The following is a 16,828-nucleotide window of genomic DNA, read 5'->3' as shown; positions in this document are numbered from 1 at the left end:
TTTCAGCCGTCCTTGCGCGCCAGCGCGTCGACCTCGGCCAGCCGCTGCGGGGTGCCGACGTCGTGCCAGTGGCCGCGGTGCAGCGCGCCGCCGACGCGGCCTTCGCGCATCGCCGCCCGCAGCAGCGGCGCGAGCTTTGCCGGCGCGTCCGGATCGAGGCTGTCGAACAGCGAGGGGTGATAGGCGCCGATGCCTGAGAAGGTGAGCCGGCCGTCGTTCTCGTCGTATACGCGGTCGTCACGCAATACGAAGTCGCCGCCCGGATTGTGTGGCGGGTTGGGCACCAGCAGCAGGTGGGCGAGGTCGCCGTCGGCGTGCAGCGCCGATGCGGCCTGCGCGAGGGCCGCAAAGTCGGCGTCGCACCAGATGTCGCCATTGACCACGACAAACGGAGCGTTGCCGAGCAGCTGGCGCGCGTGCGCGATGCCGCCGGCGGTTTCCAGCGCGCCTTCAGGTTCTGCCGACCAGGCGATGCGGACGCCGAGCGCACTGCCGTCGCCGAGCGCCTCGACCAGCTTGTGGCCGAGGTGGGCGTGGTTGATCACGAGGTCGGTGACGCCGGCCGCCCGCAGTGCGTCGATATGCCAGACGATGAGCGGCCGGCCGCCGACTTCGAGCAGCGGCTTGGGCAGGTGGTCGGTCAGCGGGCGCATGCGCTCGCCGCGGCCGGCGGCGAGGATCATCGCTTTCATCAGAAGGTGTAGCCGGCCTGCGGCGTGATGCCTTCAAGACGGTTGAGCAGCCTGGCCAGCGGCGCAAGATCGCGGTAGCGGCTGGCAGTGGCAAGCAGATGCTTCATCACGCGCGGCATGTCTTTCAGGTAGCCGTCCTTGCCGTCGCGGTGGTACAGGCGGGCGAAGATGCCGAGCACTTTCAGGTGGCGCTGTGCGCCCATGAACTCGTAGTCGCGGTGGAAGTCAGCGAAGTCCTCGCGCACCGGCAGGCCGGCGCGCTTTGCGTCCTGCCAGTAGCGGATGAGCCAGTCCAGCGTCTGCTCCTCGTCCCAGGCGATGTAGGCGTCCTTGAACAGGCTGACCAGGTCATAGCTGATCGGGCCGTACACGGCGTCCTGGAAGTCGAGCACGCCGGGGTTGGGCATCGTCACCATCAGGTTGCGGCTGTGGTAGTCGCGGTGCACGAACACCTGCGGCTCGGCCAGATTCACGTCGAGGATGCGGTCGAACACATCGTACAGCGCGGTCGTCTCGGCCTCCGACAGTTCGGCCTTCAGATGGCGCCCGACGTACCACACCGGGAACAGTTCCATCTCCGCCAGCAGGCGGTCGCGGTCGTACTCGGGCAACACGCCGGGCCGGCTGGCTTTCTGCATGGCGATCAACGCGGTGGTGGCGTCGAAATAGAGCGCCGGGGCGTTTTCTGCGTCGAGCACATCAAGATAGGTGGTGCTGCCGAGGTCGGACAGCAGCAGGAAACCCTGTTCGACATCCTGCGCGCGCAGCGCCGGCACATGGGCGCCGGCCGCCTCGAACAGCGCCTGCACGGCAACGAAGGGGCGGCAGTTTTCCTGCGGCGGCGGAGCGTCCATCGCGATGTGGGTGCTGCCGTCGGGCAGCGTCACCCGGAAATAGCGGCGGAAGCTGGCGTCGGCCGAGGCCGGGCGGATGTCGAGGGTCTGGCCGGGAAACTGCGCCTGCAGCCAGGCAGTGAGTGCGTCGAGGCGCGGGTCTTGGGTCATGTTCGGTGGGGCCGGGGCGGCTGACCGGCGGGCCGGCGTCGCGATCTGCAAATTGTTGCCATCGCAGGCCGGCAACCGGGTCGCGTTTGATAAGATGCGTGATTCTATAACGCGGCTGCGTGCAAGCCGGCGATCCGTCGCCCGGGCGCGAAAGCCGGAGTTCAACCCGCGATCAGCCCGCTTCCAGCCCTCTCATTCGTGCTCAGGCGTTCCGTCATTCTCTATCTGGCCTGGATGGCCTGCGGCGCACAGGCGGCCGATGCACTTCCTTCGCTGAAGGTCGATCCGTCCCTGGTGCCGCCGTCACAGCGGCCGGCCAAGACGGGCGCCGCCAAGCCGGCCGCTGCGCCGAAGCAGCCGGCCGCGACCGGCGGCGCTGCGGCGCCGGCCGAGACGCCGGCGGCTGCACCGGGCGTGGAAGTGTTTCCGGTGGCGACGCCGGGACAGCCGGCCGCAGAGGCACCGGTTGCCGTCGAAGCGGCGCCGGCTCCAGCGCCTGCTCCGGCTCCAGCTCCAGCGCTGAAGGCCGCTCCGGCGTCCGTCAGACCGGCTGCTGCACCTGTCGCGCCGGCGACGGCATCGAATGCCCGCAACCTGCCGCCGCTGAAGGTCGACCGTTCGCTGGTCAAGGCGCCGCCGGGCGCGCGCGTTGCACCGCCGACGGCGCAGGCCGCGCTTGACGAGGCACCGCCCTACCGCAACGTGACGACGGCGCGCAACATGCCGCCGCTCAAGGTCGATAGATCGCTGATGGGCACGCCGCCGGTGGCGCGTCGGCGTGTGCCGGCGGGTCAGACCGGCGAGACTGTCATTGCCGGTGCGCCGGCCGCGCAGGAAGCGGACGTCACCGGCGCGCTGCCGCCGCAGGTGCCGGAGGACGACGAGACGCGCATGCTCAAGGGGGCGATCACGCTGTCGGAGTACGTCGAGCGTCACCCCGAGTCGCGCGCGACGCTGATCGCCGCCGATCAGCTGGACGGCACCACCGACGCCGTGATGCGCGCCGAAGGCACTGCCGAACTGCGCCGCGCGACCACCTCGCTGACTGCCGATTCCATCGTCTATGAGCCGCCTACAGACGAACTGCGGGCGCAGGGCAATGTGCGCCTGGTACGCGGCGAGGACGTGGTCGAGGGCCCGTCGCTGCGTTACCAGTTGACGCGCAGCGAGGGCGTGTTCGACAAGCCGCGCTACACCGTGCGGCGCAATCTGCAGACTGGCGAGAACCTGCGTACCACCACCGGCCGCGGTGAAGCCGACGTGATGGAGTTTCTCGGCGAGAACCGCATCCGCATGGAGAACGCGACCTACTCGACCTGCGGCCCGGAAAACCCGGACTGGTATGCGCAGGTCGATACGCTCAATCTCGACTTCGAGTCGGAAGAGGGCGAGGGCCGCAACGGCAAGATCATCTTCAAGGGTGTGCCGGTCCTGTATTCGCCCTGGCTCGATTTCTCGCTGAACAATCGCCGCAAGTCCGGTTTCCTGACGCCCACCTTCGGTGTGACCAACCGCACCGGTATCGACCTGCTGCTGCCGTACTACTGGAATATCGCGCCGAACATGGATGCCACCATCGGCCTGCGCGTACTCGGTACGCGCGGCCTGATGCTCAGCAGCGAGTTCCGCTACCTGCAGGAAGACTATGCCGGCAAGATACGGCTCGATTACCTGCCGAGCGATCGTCTGGCAGAGCGTGATCGCTACGCCTTCAGCATGCAGCACGCGCACCGGTTCAACGAGCGCCTGACTGGCTCGCTGAACATCAATTCGGTATCGGACCGCAATTACTACACGGATCTTGGGGCACGACTCGCAATCACCTCTCTAAGCTATCTTCCGCGCGAGGGGTCACTCACATACTCGGGCGACTGGTGGCAAGTTTCTGCAAGGGCGACCGATTATCAGACGCTCGCGAACCTGCCTGATATCTACCGTCTGCTACCCAGCGTCACATTCAATGCGCTGCGTTCCGATCTGCCGGGCGGGCTGGTGTTCAGCACGCTGGCCAACTACACCGATTTCCGCATCGACGATGTGACGCGCGACCAGGGTCGTCGTGCCGTCGTCTATCCGCAGCTGTCGCTGCCGATGCGCAACTCCTACATGTTCATCACGCCCAAGGTCGGCGTGCATCTGAGCAATTACGACCTCGATCGCGGAACCGCGAACGCTGCGCAGTCGACCTCGCTGTCGCGTTCGATCCCGATCTTCAGTCTCGACGCAGGCACCGTCTTCGAGCGCGATTCCGACCTGTTCGGTCAGGGCTTCATACAGACCTTCGAACCGCGCATGTACTACGTGCTGTCGACCTACAAGGACCAGTCGAAGTATCCGGTGTTCGACAGTGCGCTGGCCGACTTCAACTTCGCGCAGATCTTCTCGGAGAACGTATTCGTCGGTCAGGACCGTATCGCCGACAGCAATCAGGTCACGACGGCCGCGATCTCGCGTTTCATCGATCCGGTCAATGGATCGGAACGTGCTCGCCTCGCGCTGGGGCAGCGCTTCTACTTCAGCGACCAGCTGGTCACGCTGCCCGGCGGCACGCCCCGTACAGAGCGCGTCGCCAGCACGCTGGCCGCGGTGTCCGGCGAGCTGTTGCCGAAGACCTGGGTCGATGCGGCCGTGCAGTACAACACCGACCTTTCGCAGACCGAGCGCTACAACCTGACCATGCGCTGGAATCCGCGCGAGGCGCAGGTGCTGAATGCGTCCTACCGTTTCCGCCGCGCCTCGACCACGATTGGAGACGTGCGCGATCTTGACCTGTCGGCGCAGTGGCCGCTGACGAATCGCTGGTACGCCGTGGCGCGCCACAACTATTCGATCGCCGAGCGTCGACTGGTCGAAGGCCTCGCGGGTTTCGAGTACAACGGCGGCTGCTGGGTGGGCCGCTTCGTGTTCCAGCGTATCGCCACCAATGTGCAACGTACCCGCACCGCGCTGTTCTTCCAGCTCGAGCTCAACGATTTCTCGCGCATCGGCTCCAACCCGCTCGATGCACTCAAGCGCAGCATTCCCGGCTACGGCCAGATCAACCAGAGTGCCGCCGACCCGATTTTCGGCGACGATTTCTGACGGACTTATCCTAATGCTGAACAAACTGATTCCGGCCTGCCTGCTGGCCGTTCTGGGCCTCTTCGGCGCAGCGCTCGCGCAGGCGCAGCCGAACGGGCAGGCAGAGCCCTCCGATGTGGTCGAAGTGGATCGCATCGTTGCCGTCGTCAATAGCGACGCGATCACCCTGTTCGAATTGCGCTCGCGTACCGAACAGGCGATTGCCCAGTTGCGCGGACGCAACGTGACGCCGCCGCCGCGCGAGGACTTCGAGCGGCAGGTGCTGGAGCGGATGATTTACGAGAAGGTGCAGCTGCAGCACGCAGAAGAGACGCAGATGCGCATCGACGACCGCATGCTCGAAGCCGCGCTCGGGCGCATTGCCGAGAGCAATAACATGAACGCGACCCAGCTGCGTTCTGCGGTTGAGCGCGACGGCATCCCGTGGCCGCGCTTCCGCGAGGACATCCGCAAGGAAATCATCCTCAGCCGTCTGCGTGACCGCGAGGTCGAAAGCCGCGTCGTGGTGACCGAGGGCGAGATCGACAATTACCTCGCCAACCCGGAGCGCAAGGCCGACCAGCGCGAGGAATTCAATGTCTCGCACATCCTGCTGCGCGTACCGGAAGGGGCCAGCCCGGAAACGCTGATGCGGCTGAAGGCACGTGCCGACGCGGCGATGGAACAGCTGGCCAAGGGCGAGGATTTCGCCCGTGTCGCGGCGTCCTACTCGGATGCGCCGGATGCACTGTCCGGCGGCAGCCTGGGCTGGCGTCCGCTCGACCGTCTGCCGCAGCTGTTCGCCGACATGCTGCCCAATCTGAAGCCGGGGCAGGTGAGCGAGGTGATGCGCAGCCCGGCCGGCTTTCACATCATGAAGCTGGTGGACAAGCGTGGCGGTGCCGGCGCCAGCGATGCCCGCGTCAGTCAGACGCGCGCCCGTCACATCCTGATCAAAACCTCGGAAGTGGTGAATGACGCCGAGGCGCGCCGCCGCCTGACCGGCATCAAGGAACGCCTGGACAACGGCGGCGATTTCGAGGAACTGGCGCGCTCCAACTCGCAGGATCTGTCGGCCGCCAAGGGCGGCGACCTCGGCTGGCTCTACCCGGGCGACACGGTGCCGGAGTTCGAGAAGGTGATGAATGCGCTCGAACCGGGCAAGGTGAGCGAACCGGTGCAGTCGCCTTTCGGCTGGCATCTGATCCAGGTGGTCGAACGCCGGGTCGAGGACGTATCGACCGAACGTCAGCGTGCCGCCGCGCGCCTCGCGCTGCGCGAGCGCAAGGCGGAAGAGGTGTATCAGGACTGGGTGCGTCAGCTGCGCGACCGCGCTTACGTCGAAATCCGTCTGAACGACGAGCGATGAGACCGCGGTGAACCGCCCCCGCATCGCAGTCACCAGCGGCGAACCGGCCGGAGTCGGCCCCGAACTGTGCGCGGCCCTGTGCGGCCGACGCTTCGCCGCCCGGCTGGTGGTGCTCGGCGATGCCGGCCTGATTGCCGAGCGCGCACAGGCGGCCGGCTTGCAGGTGCGACTGCGCGCATATGACCCGGCAAGCGATGCCGACGACAGCGCGCTCGAAGTGCTGCACAGCCCGCTGGCCGTGCCCTCGACGGCCGGGCGACTCGACGTCGCCAACGCCCGCTATGTGCTGTCGCTGCTCGACCGCGCCCGCGACGGCTGTGTCAGTGGCGAGTTCGCCGCCATGGTGACGGCGCCGCTGCACAAGGGCGTCATCAACGACGCCGGCGTGCCCTTCTCCGGTCACACCGAATACCTGGCCGACAGCACTGGTACGCCGCGCGTCGTCATGATGCTGGCCGGCCGCACCGGCGCGAACGCCGACGGCCCCTGGCTGCGCGTGGCGCTGGCCACTACCCACCTGCCGCTGTCCGCCGTGCCGGCCGCCATCACGCGCGAGTCGCTGATGCAGACGCTGCGCATCCTCGACGCCGACCTGCGCACCCGCTTCGGCATCGCCCGTCCGCACATCGTGGTCGCCGGCCTCAATCCGCACGCCGGGGAGAGCGGGCACATGGGGCGCGAGGAGATCGACGTGATCACGCCGGTGCTCGACGCGCTGCGGGCTGAAGGCATGCATCTTGAAGGCCCGCTGCCGGCCGACACGCTGTTCGTGCCGCGGCACCTGGACGGCGCCGACGCCGTGCTGGCGATGTTCCACGACCAGGGCCTGCCGGTGCTGAAGTACGCGACCTTCGGCCACGGCATCAACATCACGCTCGGCCTGCCCATCATCCGCACCTCGGTCGATCACGGCACTGCGCTTGACCTGGCCGGCAGCGGCCGCGCTGACGCGAGCAGTCTGGTCGAGGCGGTCGAGGCGGCCATTGCGATGAGCGGACACTGATGGAACAGCACCGCGCCCGCAAACGCTTCGGCCAGAACTTCCTGGTCGATGGCAACATCATCCGCAAGATCGTCGCGGCCATCGATCCGAAGCCGGGTCAGGTGATGGTGGAGATCGGCCCCGGTCTGGGCGCCATGACGCGGCCGGTGACCGAGAGGATCGATCACCTGCACGTGGTCGAGATCGACCGCGACCTCGCCCAGCGACTGCGCGAAGGCGACCTCGCGCCGAAGCTCGAGATACACGAGACCGACGCGCTGAAGTTCGACTTCGGTGCGCTCGGCGACGACGTGCGGGTGATCGGCAACCTGCCGTACAACATTTCCAGCCCGCTGCTGTTCCACCTTGCCGAGCACGCCGAACGCGTGCGCGACATGACCTTCATGCTGCAGAAGGAAGTGGTCGATCGCATCGTCGCCGCGCCGGACACCGACGAGTACGGTCGGCTGTCCGTCATGCTGCAGTACCGCTTTGAGTGCGCCCACCTGTTCGACGTGCCGCCGGGCGCCTTCCGGCCGGCGCCCAAGGTGATGTCGGCCATCGTGCATCTGCGCCCGCGCCCGGTCGAACAGCTGACCGCGCGCGACCCGCTGCTGATGTCGGCCATCGTCAAGGCCGCCTTCGGCCAGCGTCGCAAGACGCTGCGCAATACGCTGCGCGAGCACCTCGATACGGCGGACTGGGACGCGCTCGGCATCGACCCGTCACGCCGCGGCGAAACCCTCGAAGTCGCCGACTACGTGCGGATCGCCAACCACTGCGCCGAGCGCCGCTGACGTCCTCAGGCGTCCTTGCGGATGCCGCAGGTGCTGATGCCCAGCAAGGGATAGACCGGGCAGAAATTGAACAGCCCGGTCAGCAGCGGCACGACGCCGATATAGCCCCACACGCCGATCTGGCCCATGGCCGCCAGCGCGATCAGCGCGGCGCCGACGACGATGCGCAGGATCTTGTCGATGCCGCCCACATTGCTTTTCATGATCGTTCTCCCGAGTAAGTAAGGTGTGACGCCATGGTCCGCGCGGAGTCATCCGCCTTCAGTGACCCAGGTTACACAGCGAGCGCACGGCCCCGGCGGTTGTCCGTACAGGGCTGTTGACATCGGAAAATGACATATGGATAGTTGCGCGATCTTCGTGAACGAGGTCGTCGCCGGACATGTCGCTCGCCCACAGCATCGTCTGCTGCGCCCTTGCGCTGCTCGGTACGTTCGCGGTGCAGGCGCGCGAGCCGGCCGAGCGCCTGCTCGACGAACAGCGTCAGGCCGCGGAGCGCTCGCGACTGGAACGCGACGCACTGCCACCTGCGGACGCACCCGCTCCGGCGCTGCACGTGCGTCCCGATTCGGTCGTCGAGGACGGCGTCGTGATCGAGCGGCCATCGATAGAGATCGACGCTGCAGGCCTGCTGCCGGCGCATGTGCTGGCCTCGCTGACCGACGAGTTCTCTGCCGTGCCGCTTGGCGTGCGCCGCATCGCGCTGCTGCTTCGCCGCGTGGACGCCCGGCTGGTCGAGGCGGGCTGGATCACCAGCCGGTCGCGGCTGGTCACCCTCGACCCCGCGCGAAATCTGCTCCGTATCGAGGTCGTGCCCGGCCGCGTCGAGGCGATCCGCTCGGCTGACGCGCCACGGTCGGCAGTCACCCGTGCCTTTCCGCTGGCGGCCGGCGACGTACTGACGCAGGAAGCGCTCGAACAGGGCGTGCAGCAGATCAACCGGCTGCGCATGGTGCAGGCTCAGGTGCGCGTTCTGCCGGGCGGGCAGGACGGAGGAAGCGTGATCGACCTCGCGCTGCAGCCGCGACAGAGCACCTCGCTGTCCGTCGGCGCGGACAACCTGGGTACGCGGTCGACCGGAAGCGGCCGCGCCCGCGTCGGCCTGCGTTTCGGCAATCGCCTCGGTCTGATCGAGGACATCCAGCTCATGCACCTGCGCAGCGCCCACAGTGAGGCCTTGCTGGCGTCGCTGTCGGTGCCCGATGGCTTCAACACCTGGTCGGCGACGCTGTCCGGATCCCGTTCGGACAGCACGCTTGCCGGGCTGTCCTTCGACAGTTCGGCGCGGACCGCCGTCATCGGCTGGAACCGCGTACTCGCGCTCGATGCAGGGCGACGCGACGCGCTGGATCTGAGCGTCCAGCGCACGCGCATCGCACGCACCCTCGGACCGATCGAACTCGACACGCGGCGCAGCACGGTGGCGCGCCTTGCCTGGAGCCGGACCGGGCGCTTCGGTCAGACCCAGTACTTCGTCGAGCCGTCGCTGTCGGTCGGACTGCGGTCCTTCGGCGCCGAGGTCGATGCGGAGCGACTGCCGGCGAGTCACACCCACTACCAGTTCGCGAAGTGGTCACTGGCCGCTGCGGCCGTGGCGCGGGACGACGGCGGGCACATCGAATTCGCATCACAACTGACGGTGCAGCGCACCGGCGTCAGCCTGCCCGGCGCTGAGCAGCTACTGCTCGGAGGGCTGAATACGGTGCGCGGCTTCGACGAGGCGGCGGTGGCCGGCGATACCGGCTACCTGCTGCGCTGCGAAGTGCGCTTCCCGACAGCTTTCGGCCGCGATATGCAGGTGGCCACGCCATTCGTCCATTTCGATCAGGGCGCGACGAGGCTGATCGACGGGCCGCGCATGACCCTGGCGGGCGCTGGAGCCGGTGTGCGCGGCAGCACACCGGACTTCGTGTGGGAAGCCGTCATCAGCACGCCACTGCGCCGCCCCGAGGCGCTTCCCGACAGTGGCTGGACCTTCCGCTTTGCCCTTGGCTATGCCATCTGACGGACGCGCACGGAGCACACGATGACCCCAGTTCGAACCTCGATCTGCGCCACGCTGCTGACCTTCGCGATAGCGGTGTCCGCCGCCAGTCCGCCGGACGAACGCACGGCCGCGGCCGCCGCGACGCAGGCCCTTGCGCACGACCTTTTGTGGCGGCGCGCGCTGGCAGCCGGTTTCGACGATGGCACCGGCGCTTCCGACCCTGACCGGAGGCAGGCGGCGATCGACGCCTACGTCGGCAGCCGCGTCCGCCCCGTCGAACCGAGCGAACAGGCGCTGCAGGCGCGCTATCGCGATCTGCTCGGGAGGACGGGACCGCAGGAGTACCGCATCAGGCTGCTGCAGAGCGACGACGCTGCCGCCGTGAGGTCTGCGCACGAGCGTGCGAAGGCCGGCGTTCCGTTCGCGCAGCTTGCCGGTGAACTGTCCCGCGTGCCGTCGGCCGCCCGTGGCGGCGAACTGGGCTGGGTCGGCTTTGTCCTGCCACCGACCCACGGTCGGACAAACGGTCTGCCGCTGGAGATTGCCCATGTGCTGCCTCGGCTCACGCCGGGTCAGGTGAGCGAGCCACTGGCGCTGACCGACAGCTGGGCCCTCGTGCTGCTCGAAGCGGTGCGCGATACGCAGCGGCCGTCGTTCGAAAGCGTGCGCGAAACGCTGCGCGCGCTCTTCCTGCGCGAATCGGCGCTGGCGCAGGCGCGCGCACTGGGTGTGGAAATCGTCCACGAAGCCATGGGCTCGCGACCGTGAGACAGGAGGTCCGCATGCGTTCGATCCGTCGCCGCCTGTCGGCATGGATGTCCGTTGTCATGCTGATGGCTTCGCTGCCGGTGCGTGCCGACCTGACGCCGGACGTGACCGCCGCTGCGCATCAGCAGGCCCGCGTCGGGTCGGTCGGCGGCGTATCGGTCGTCGATATCGTGGCCGCCGACGCGCGCGGCACCTCGCACAACCGATGGTCGGCCTTCGACGTGCCGGCGCGTGGCCTTGTGCTGAACAACGCGCCGACGGGCGCAAACTCCGTGCTGGCCGGCGCGCTGGTGGCCAATCCCAATCTCGGCGGTGCGGCGGCGAGCCTCATCGTCAACGAGGTGACCGGAAATCGACCGAGCGCGCTGCTGGGACAGATCGAAGTGGCCGGGCAAGCGGCGCGTCTGGTCATCGCCAATCCGAACGGCATCACCTGCGACGGCTGCGGCTTCATCGGCACGCAGCACGTGCAGCTGACGACCGGTCGGCCGGTCTGGGCCGACGACGCACTGCGCTTCGACGTGACCGGTGGCCGCATCGACATCGGCACCAACGGACTGGCCGCACTGGCGGCGCGCATCGATCTGATCGCGCAGACCGTGCGCACGCGCGGCGAGCTGCGTACGACCAGCGACGCAAACCTGTTCGCCGGCCGGGCCGTGGTCGACGGCATGTCGCTGGTCCCGGACGACCTCGCGGCGTATCCGCAGGGCAGCGATGATTTCATCGCCATCGACATCGGCCAGACCGTCAGCGCCGGCAGCATCCAGCTGATCGCGATGGGCGAGAACATCGGCGTGCGCACCTCTGCGCCGCTGCTCGCGGCCGCCGACATCCTGATCGCGTCGCGCCAGACCGTGCTGCTCGACGCCGCGGTAAGCGCGGGGCGCGACGTCGAGTTCTACAACATCGGCGCCATGGACTCCGCGCTGTCCGCGTCGGTCGAGGCAGGCCGCCATCTGAAGTTTGTCGGCACCGGTCTCGATCTCGCGGCGGCCGCGAGCATGAGCGCGGACGGCGACATCGGTCTGGGCTTCGTCGGCGACAACTCTGACGGCTGGACGGCGCTGCGCAACGCCGGGCGCATCGAGGCCGGCGGCGCGCTGTCGATGTCCGGTCTCGGCATGGGCCTGAACACGGGCGTCATCCGCTCGGGAGGCACGATGAACGCAGCTGCTGCAACGGTGCGCGTGCCCGATCATCGCCGTCATCTGACCGGCGCTCATTCCAGTCGCGCGATTGATGACGAGCGGGCGCCGGTGCGGATGCTCAACGCCGGCACGATGTCGGCCGGACTCGATCTGTTCGTGAACGCGGCTGACAACGAGGGCGGCACGCTGGTCGCGGCGCGCGATCTTTTCCTGTGGCAGGAGCCGCAGCAATCCGCTGCGTCCGGTAACGCGTCGGCCGGGCGCGACCTCTTCCTGTTCGCGCCGGTGCCTGATGAACATGAGCCGCCACAGGTGAGCGGCCGGCTGTTCCGTGCGGCGAGCGATCTTTACCTGCTCGACGCGCCGGACATCCTGAGCGACCACGACACGCTGCGCATGCAACTGCTCGCGGGCACGGCAACCCCTAGCGGGTCGGGCACCGACGACTATGTCAATCGCGACACGCTGGCGGCCGGGCGTGATCTGCATGTTGTGCTCGACGCACGCTTCGCCAATGCATCGGTGATCGAAGCCGGCCGCGATCTGACCATCGTGGCGAAGGAGGTCCGCAACGAAACACAGGTCGCCAGCCGTCATGTCGAGGTCGCTTACGAGTACTTCGACGGCTGCCGAACCGAGTACGCCGGCGTCTGCAGCGCCGATATCGAACAGCCGGCGGCGCCGGCGACCATGGTGGCCGGACGCGACCTGACAGTCAGCGCGCAGCGTTTCGTCAATCGCGGCGCGCGCGTGCTCGCGGGCGGACGCATCGACATCACGGCACCCGACTTCCTGAACGAAGACAGGCGCTACGGCGCGACCTGGTCCTCGCGCTACTCGCTGATCGATCCGGACTCCCAGTTCGGCGACGACGGCAGCTGCGACGTCGCCACCGACGTCTGTCTCGACCCGATCGACTGGATGCGCAACGCATCCGGCAGCGTCGAGCTGGGCGTGCTGCCGGGCATCATCCAGGCCGGGGCGGACTTTTCCGTCGGCCAGCCTCCGGATGGCGGCGCTGGCGGAACGCCGGGTGGAGGCACGCCTCCGCCGACTGCCCCGGTCCCGTCGGTGGACGGCTCAGCCCTCTTGCTGGCTTCGCTCGCCCGGCTGATCGACCAGCGCTCGGGCAGCCTGGGCAACGTTCCGGCGGCGCTGTCCTCCTTCGTCAATACCGGCAGCATCCACGCCGGCAGCATCGCGGTACGCGCCGATCACATCCGCAACGGTTTTGACGTGGTCGCGGACTACTACCACCGGACCGCCGAGCTGTCGCTGCCGCCGGCCGCCATCGACTTAGCGGCCTACGGCACCCACGGCGGTCTTGCGGTGCCGCCGGGCGATTACAGCGGTGCAGCGCTGATGCGCCTGCTGCCGGCGGACCTCGCCAGCCGTGCGCCGTTCGCGCTGACGCCCGAGGAAGAGGCGGCAGCGCTGCGCAACGCGCTGCTCGCGACCACGCACCGTGGCTGGATACTGCCCGGGCTGAGCTGGGATCCGCTCACCGGGCAATCGCCCGAGGCCCAGCAGCGCACGCTGCTGGCAGCGAACGGCTTCGCCTTCGCCGTCGAGCACGGCATTCCGATGGGGTCGGCGCTCGGCGAGGCGCAGCAGGCGCTGCTGAAGTCGCCCATTCTCTGGTACGTCGAGCGGGGCGGCGCACTGCGTCCGTGGATCTATCTGCCGGAGGACTGGCAATCTCAGCTTGCGGTGATTCCGGGCGGTCTGCTCGATGCCGACGTCGGCATCGTCATCGTCGGCAGCACCGTCGACAACACCGGCTTCGTGCTGTCGGACGGAACGCTGTCGGTGACCGCCGACGAACTGCTGAACCGCAAGCGCTCGGCCTATTACTACGAGGAATTCAAGGTCGACGGCGGCACGCTGATCGTCGAAGGCAGCCAGGTGCAGGCTGGCGGCTTCATGCAGGCGGCGCAGTGGGCGCTGGACATCGATCGCATCCAGTCCCTGTCAGGTGAGTTCCGACTGCTCGGCGACGGCGTCGACGACACGCGACAGCGCAGTGCGGCCTTCGAAGCACAGCTGGCCGACAAACTGGGCAGCCGTTTCGTGCGCGATGTGGCGCGCGATGACCTGCACTACCGCTTCGAGAAGGACTTCGGCTTCAGCGACGTGATGGGGCTGGCGACCAGCTTCCTGGTCGCCTCGATGATAGGCGTGGACGTATCGACCTTCATCGGCAGCTTCGCGTCGCCCGGCTCGACCTTCGCGGCGGCCTCCTCGGCGGGCGCGGCCGGTTTCGGCAACACCGTGGCCAGCGCCTTCGTGACGCAGACGATCTCGTCGTCAGTCGGCCAGATGGTGGCCAGCGGTCGCCTCGACATCGGCAACGCGCTGAACAGCGGCCTGGCTGCCGGCCTGAGTGCCGGATCCGCACAATGGACCGGAACGACCTTCAACGATCCCCTGCAGCGCTACGCCGCCCGAGCGCTGACTTCTGGTCTGATCGGCGAGGTGACCGGCAGCAGCTTCGAAGCCGCGCTGCTCTATTCGGCTGTCAATCAGGCCTCAGCCCTGGGTGCAGGCCGGATCGGTGACGGCGTGTTCGGCGAGCATGGCAGCGTCGGCCACCTGCTCGCGCACGGCGCACTGGGCGCACTCGCCGAAGCCGCGCGCGGCGGTGACCCGATGGCAGGCGCCTTGGGCGCAATGACCGCAACGCTGATCGAACGTCCGCTCGATGACGCACTGGGCCTGAGCGGAACGGCGCACGGCCATGCGCTGTTGACCGCGTTCAGCATGATGGCCGGCGGTGCCGTCGCCGATGCGGCCGGCGGCGATCCGCTGGCGGGCGCGTTCTCCGCGCAGAACGTGACCCTGTTCAACTTCCTGAAGCACCCGGAGCAGGACCGCTACGCCAGTGCGAAGAACGCCTGCGGTGGCGACGCCGCCTGTCTGCAGGCGGTCGACGCCGACTTCGGACAGCTGTCGCAGGCGAACAAGCGGGCGCTGGCCGAAGCACGTATCGCATGCGAAACGACCGGCTTCTGTACCGAGTACTACCGTCTGATGACCGAGGCCATGCCACTCGGCATGGGTGCGCAGCTTCCCGGCGGCATCGACCCCGAAAACCCCTGGCTCGGCGCCCAGCAGAGTGCCGACGCCATCGCCTACAACCTGGCCCTGTTCGACCGCCTGATGGCGCGCCCGCTGTCGGCCGAAGTCGTGCGCCAGGACTTCGCCCCCGACCCCGAGGCCTACCAGTTTGCGTCGCAGGGCAGCAGCCACTACGTCGGCGCCAACACCGCGCAGAACATCGACAAAGTGGTCGTGCTGTCCGCGGCCGGCGCATCGCTGCTGCTGCCAGGCCCCGAGGATCTGGCCGTCGGCGCGGTGCTGACGACGCTGGCGGGGCAGTTCGTTGCGCGGGTGATCGAGGTTGGAGGGCAGAAGCTGCTGCGATGGGCGGATGGGAGTGTGGATAATGCGATTCATGCCGCAAGCGGACAAGCTGCATTCAGCCGGCTTGTTCCCGGCGGCGGATTGCAGGCGCATGAGAGAGCAGGCGGCCACTTGCTGCTGAAACATGTTGGTCAGTCAGAAGCAGCATTGATAAAGCGCTTAGCGGATGAGCCGCATATCTCAGGCTCCTCGTCCTTCTATGATCGAGCTACTGCGGAACAAAGCATCTCTACAGCGCTGGATGCCCGACAGGGTGAGATCAATGCATGGCTGGCAGGGTCAAAGCCTCAAGTAATTGTCGAGCACACGCTGTCGGATCCTGTCGGAATCACTGTCAGCAGAGGCATGGCTCAAGCGGTAGATACAAACAAGATCAGATTAATCATTAGACGCGACGCGGCCATGCCGAACGGCTATCGAATTCACACAGGTTTTCCGATCCATGAGTGAAAAGTATCGACACCTGAAGGATCTTCTAGCGGGCTACTTTCACCAAGACTGGAAGTCTGACCACGACACCGCGACAGCCGCGGTTGAGTGCTATCTCGATGAGTGGCCTACCGACGAGGTCTCGGTCGCGGTCAAGGAAATCAGACAGTTGCTGTTCGACACAAAGAGCGAGGACGAGCTTCGCGAAATGGCTTTGAGGCTGGGCTGCTACTACGAGCCTCGTGCTGATTCACAGACATACAGGGAGTGGCTGACGTCGGTTTGTGAGCGACTCTCGACTTGAACGATTTGATCGGAGGGAATTGCACCTGTGTCTCTGGGCTCCTGACCTGCCTCAGAGTCGGGCTTAACGGGGGGCGATTCAGAGTCAAGTGTTGGCATACCAGCGAACCGCGTTTCGTCCGAATATTTCCTGCGTCCCGACGGCGAGGTTCATTACCTCGATATCCGATTCCTCAAACACCCTAGGCGCCCGCGTACACGGCAGATCCGTCCCGAACATCAACGCCTCCGGATTCACTGCATCAATCCGGCGCAGCGCCTCTGCAATATCGAAGCTACACCGCCCGAAACCCGTCGCCTTCACCTTGACGCCGCGCTCGACCAGCCACAGCAGATCGTCGAAGCCTTCGGCCGTGAGGCCGAGGTGATCGATGGATACCTTGGGCAGTCTCGCGAGCAGGTCGCGCAGGCCGGCGAGGTGGCGGTTGGCGACGTAAAGTTCGACGTGCCAGCCGCACAGTTCATGCACGCGCAGCGCCATCCGTTCGAGCTGGGACACGTCTTCCGAGCCGCCGCGCTGCAGGTTGAAGCGCACGGCGCGCACGCCCTTTGAATCGAGGTCGAGGATGACGTCGTCCGGCGTGTTGGCCGGCAGTTGTGTCACGCCGACAAAGCCGGGGCCGAGGCGGGCGAGGGCGTCGAGCAGGTAGGTCTGGTCGAAGCCCTGGAAGCTGCCGGAGACGACGGCGCCGCCGGTGATGCCCAGCGGCCTGGCGCGGGTGAGGTAGTCGTCGACGGTGAAGAAGTCCGGCAGATAGCCCTGGTTCGGGATCAGCGGAAAGCCAGGCGCGATGATGTGCAGGTGGGCGTCGAACAGGCCGCCCTCCACGTCGGGCAGAGCGGTGCTGTTCATGTCATGTGCA

General features: G+C 67.2%; 12 protein-coding genes. 8 read left to right on the top strand and 4 right to left on the bottom strand.

Going from position 1 to position 16,828, the window contains the following annotated elements; translation table 11 throughout:
• Positions 1 to 2: 2 nt before the first annotated feature.
• Complete coding sequence (gene murU, locus IV112_RS00485) at positions 3 to 683, bottom strand: N-acetylmuramate alpha-1-phosphate uridylyltransferase MurU (RefSeq protein WP_304000457.1); 681 nt, start codon at positions 681 to 683, stop codon at positions 3 to 5.
• A gap of 8 nt (positions 684 to 691) precedes the next feature.
• Entirely contained in the window at positions 692 to 1,696 is a 1,005-nt protein-coding gene (locus IV112_RS00480; protein ID WP_304000409.1) for an aminoglycoside phosphotransferase family protein, read from the bottom strand.
• 198 nt (positions 1,697 to 1,894) lie between these two features.
• On the opposite strand from IV112_RS00480, the gene IV112_RS00475 reads away from it, so the two are divergent.
• Genes IV112_RS00475 through rsmA form a run of 4 tightly spaced genes read left to right on the top strand, consistent with a single transcriptional unit; the run spans position 1,895 to position 7,904 of the window.
• Positions 1,895 to 4,777 (top strand): LPS-assembly protein LptD, encoded by a 2,883-nt coding sequence (locus IV112_RS00475; RefSeq protein ID WP_304000408.1) that lies wholly within the window; start codon positions 1,895 to 1,897, stop codon positions 4,775 to 4,777.
• Positions 4,778 to 4,790: 13 nt separating this feature from the next.
• Entirely contained in the window at positions 4,791 to 6,125 is a 1,335-nt protein-coding gene (locus IV112_RS00470; protein WP_304000406.1) for a peptidylprolyl isomerase, read from the top strand.
• Between the two features lie 7 nt (positions 6,126 to 6,132).
• Positions 6,133 to 7,128 (top strand): 4-hydroxythreonine-4-phosphate dehydrogenase PdxA, encoded by a 996-nt coding sequence (pdxA, locus tag IV112_RS00465; RefSeq protein WP_304000405.1) that lies wholly within the window; start codon positions 6,133 to 6,135, stop codon positions 7,126 to 7,128.
• Positions 7,128 to 7,904, top strand: a complete 777-nt coding sequence (rsmA, locus tag IV112_RS00460) for a 16S rRNA (adenine(1518)-N(6)/adenine(1519)-N(6))-dimethyltransferase RsmA (RefSeq protein ID WP_304000403.1) — start codon at positions 7,128 to 7,130, stop codon at positions 7,902 to 7,904. The genes pdxA and rsmA overlap by 1 nt, the downstream gene beginning before the upstream one ends.
• A gap of 5 nt (positions 7,905 to 7,909) precedes the next feature.
• On the opposite strand, the gene IV112_RS00455 is transcribed toward rsmA, so the two are convergent.
• The gene (locus IV112_RS00455) at positions 7,910 to 8,107 is read right to left on the bottom strand and encodes a YgaP family membrane protein (protein ID WP_020165766.1); all 198 of its coding nucleotides are present in this window, start codon (positions 8,105 to 8,107) and stop codon (positions 7,910 to 7,912) included.
• Positions 8,108 to 8,286: 179 nt separating this feature from the next.
• Between IV112_RS00455 and IV112_RS00450 the strand changes: the two genes are divergently transcribed.
• Genes IV112_RS00450 through IV112_RS00435 form a run of 4 tightly spaced genes read left to right on the top strand, consistent with a single transcriptional unit; the run spans position 8,287 to position 15,966 of the window.
• A complete protein-coding gene (locus IV112_RS00450; protein ID WP_304000400.1) occupies positions 8,287 to 9,909 on the top strand; it encodes a ShlB/FhaC/HecB family hemolysin secretion/activation protein in 1,623 nt (540 codons plus the stop codon).
• Between the two features lie 21 nt (positions 9,910 to 9,930).
• On the top strand, positions 9,931 to 10,659 hold the full coding sequence (locus IV112_RS00445; RefSeq protein ID WP_304000399.1) for a peptidylprolyl isomerase: 729 nt from the start codon (positions 9,931 to 9,933) through the stop codon (positions 10,657 to 10,659).
• 14 nt (positions 10,660 to 10,673) lie between these two features.
• A complete protein-coding gene (locus tag IV112_RS00440) occupies positions 10,674 to 15,683 on the top strand; it encodes a two-partner secretion domain-containing protein (protein WP_304000398.1) in 5,010 nt (1,669 codons plus the stop codon).
• Complete coding sequence (locus IV112_RS00435; RefSeq protein ID WP_304000397.1) at positions 15,676 to 15,966, top strand: contact-dependent growth inhibition system immunity protein; 291 nt, start codon at positions 15,676 to 15,678, stop codon at positions 15,964 to 15,966. The genes IV112_RS00440 and IV112_RS00435 overlap by 8 nt, the downstream gene beginning before the upstream one ends.
• An 84-nt stretch (positions 15,967 to 16,050) precedes the next feature.
• Here the strand turns inward: IV112_RS00435 and IV112_RS00430 are convergent, their stop codons facing one another.
• A complete protein-coding gene (locus tag IV112_RS00430) occupies positions 16,051 to 16,818 on the bottom strand; it encodes an amidohydrolase family protein (RefSeq protein ID WP_304000396.1) in 768 nt (255 codons plus the stop codon).
• Positions 16,819 to 16,828: the final 10 nt, after the last annotated feature.

Source organism: Methyloversatilis discipulorum, from assembly GCF_018780585.1.
Classification (GTDB): Bacteria; Pseudomonadota; Gammaproteobacteria; order Burkholderiales; family Rhodocyclaceae; genus Methyloversatilis; species Methyloversatilis discipulorum_B.
The sequence above is the reverse complement of the archived record's forward strand: the minus strand, read 5'-3'. Positions and strand labels throughout refer to the sequence as shown.

Bases quoted from the DNA above. Each gene is read 5' to 3' on its own strand.
- murU (WP_304000457.1), bottom strand. From the start codon at position 683: ATGATCCTCGCCGCCGGCCGCGGCGAGCGCATGCGCCCGCTGACCGAC.
- IV112_RS00480 (WP_304000409.1), bottom strand. From the start codon at position 1,696: ATGACCCAAGACCCGCGCCTCGACGCACTCACTGCCTGGCTGCAGGCG.
- IV112_RS00470 (WP_304000406.1), top strand. From the start codon at position 4,791: ATGCTGAACAAACTGATTCCGGCCTGCCTGCTGGCCGTTCTGGGCCTC.
- rsmA (WP_304000403.1), top strand. From the start codon at position 7,128: ATGGAACAGCACCGCGCCCGCAAACGCTTCGGCCAGAACTTCCTGGTC.
- IV112_RS00455 (WP_020165766.1), bottom strand. From the start codon at position 8,107: ATGAAAAGCAATGTGGGCGGCATCGACAAGATCCTGCGCATCGTCGTC.
- IV112_RS00450 (WP_304000400.1), top strand. From the start codon at position 8,287: ATGTCGCTCGCCCACAGCATCGTCTGCTGCGCCCTTGCGCTGCTCGGT.
- IV112_RS00445 (WP_304000399.1), top strand. From the start codon at position 9,931: ATGACCCCAGTTCGAACCTCGATCTGCGCCACGCTGCTGACCTTCGCG.
- IV112_RS00440 (WP_304000398.1), top strand. From the start codon at position 10,674: ATGCGTTCGATCCGTCGCCGCCTGTCGGCATGGATGTCCGTTGTCATG.
- IV112_RS00435 (WP_304000397.1), top strand. From the start codon at position 15,676: ATGAGTGAAAAGTATCGACACCTGAAGGATCTTCTAGCGGGCTACTTT.
- IV112_RS00430 (WP_304000396.1), bottom strand. From the start codon at position 16,818: ATGAACAGCACCGCTCTGCCCGACGTGGAGGGCGGCCTGTTCGACGCC.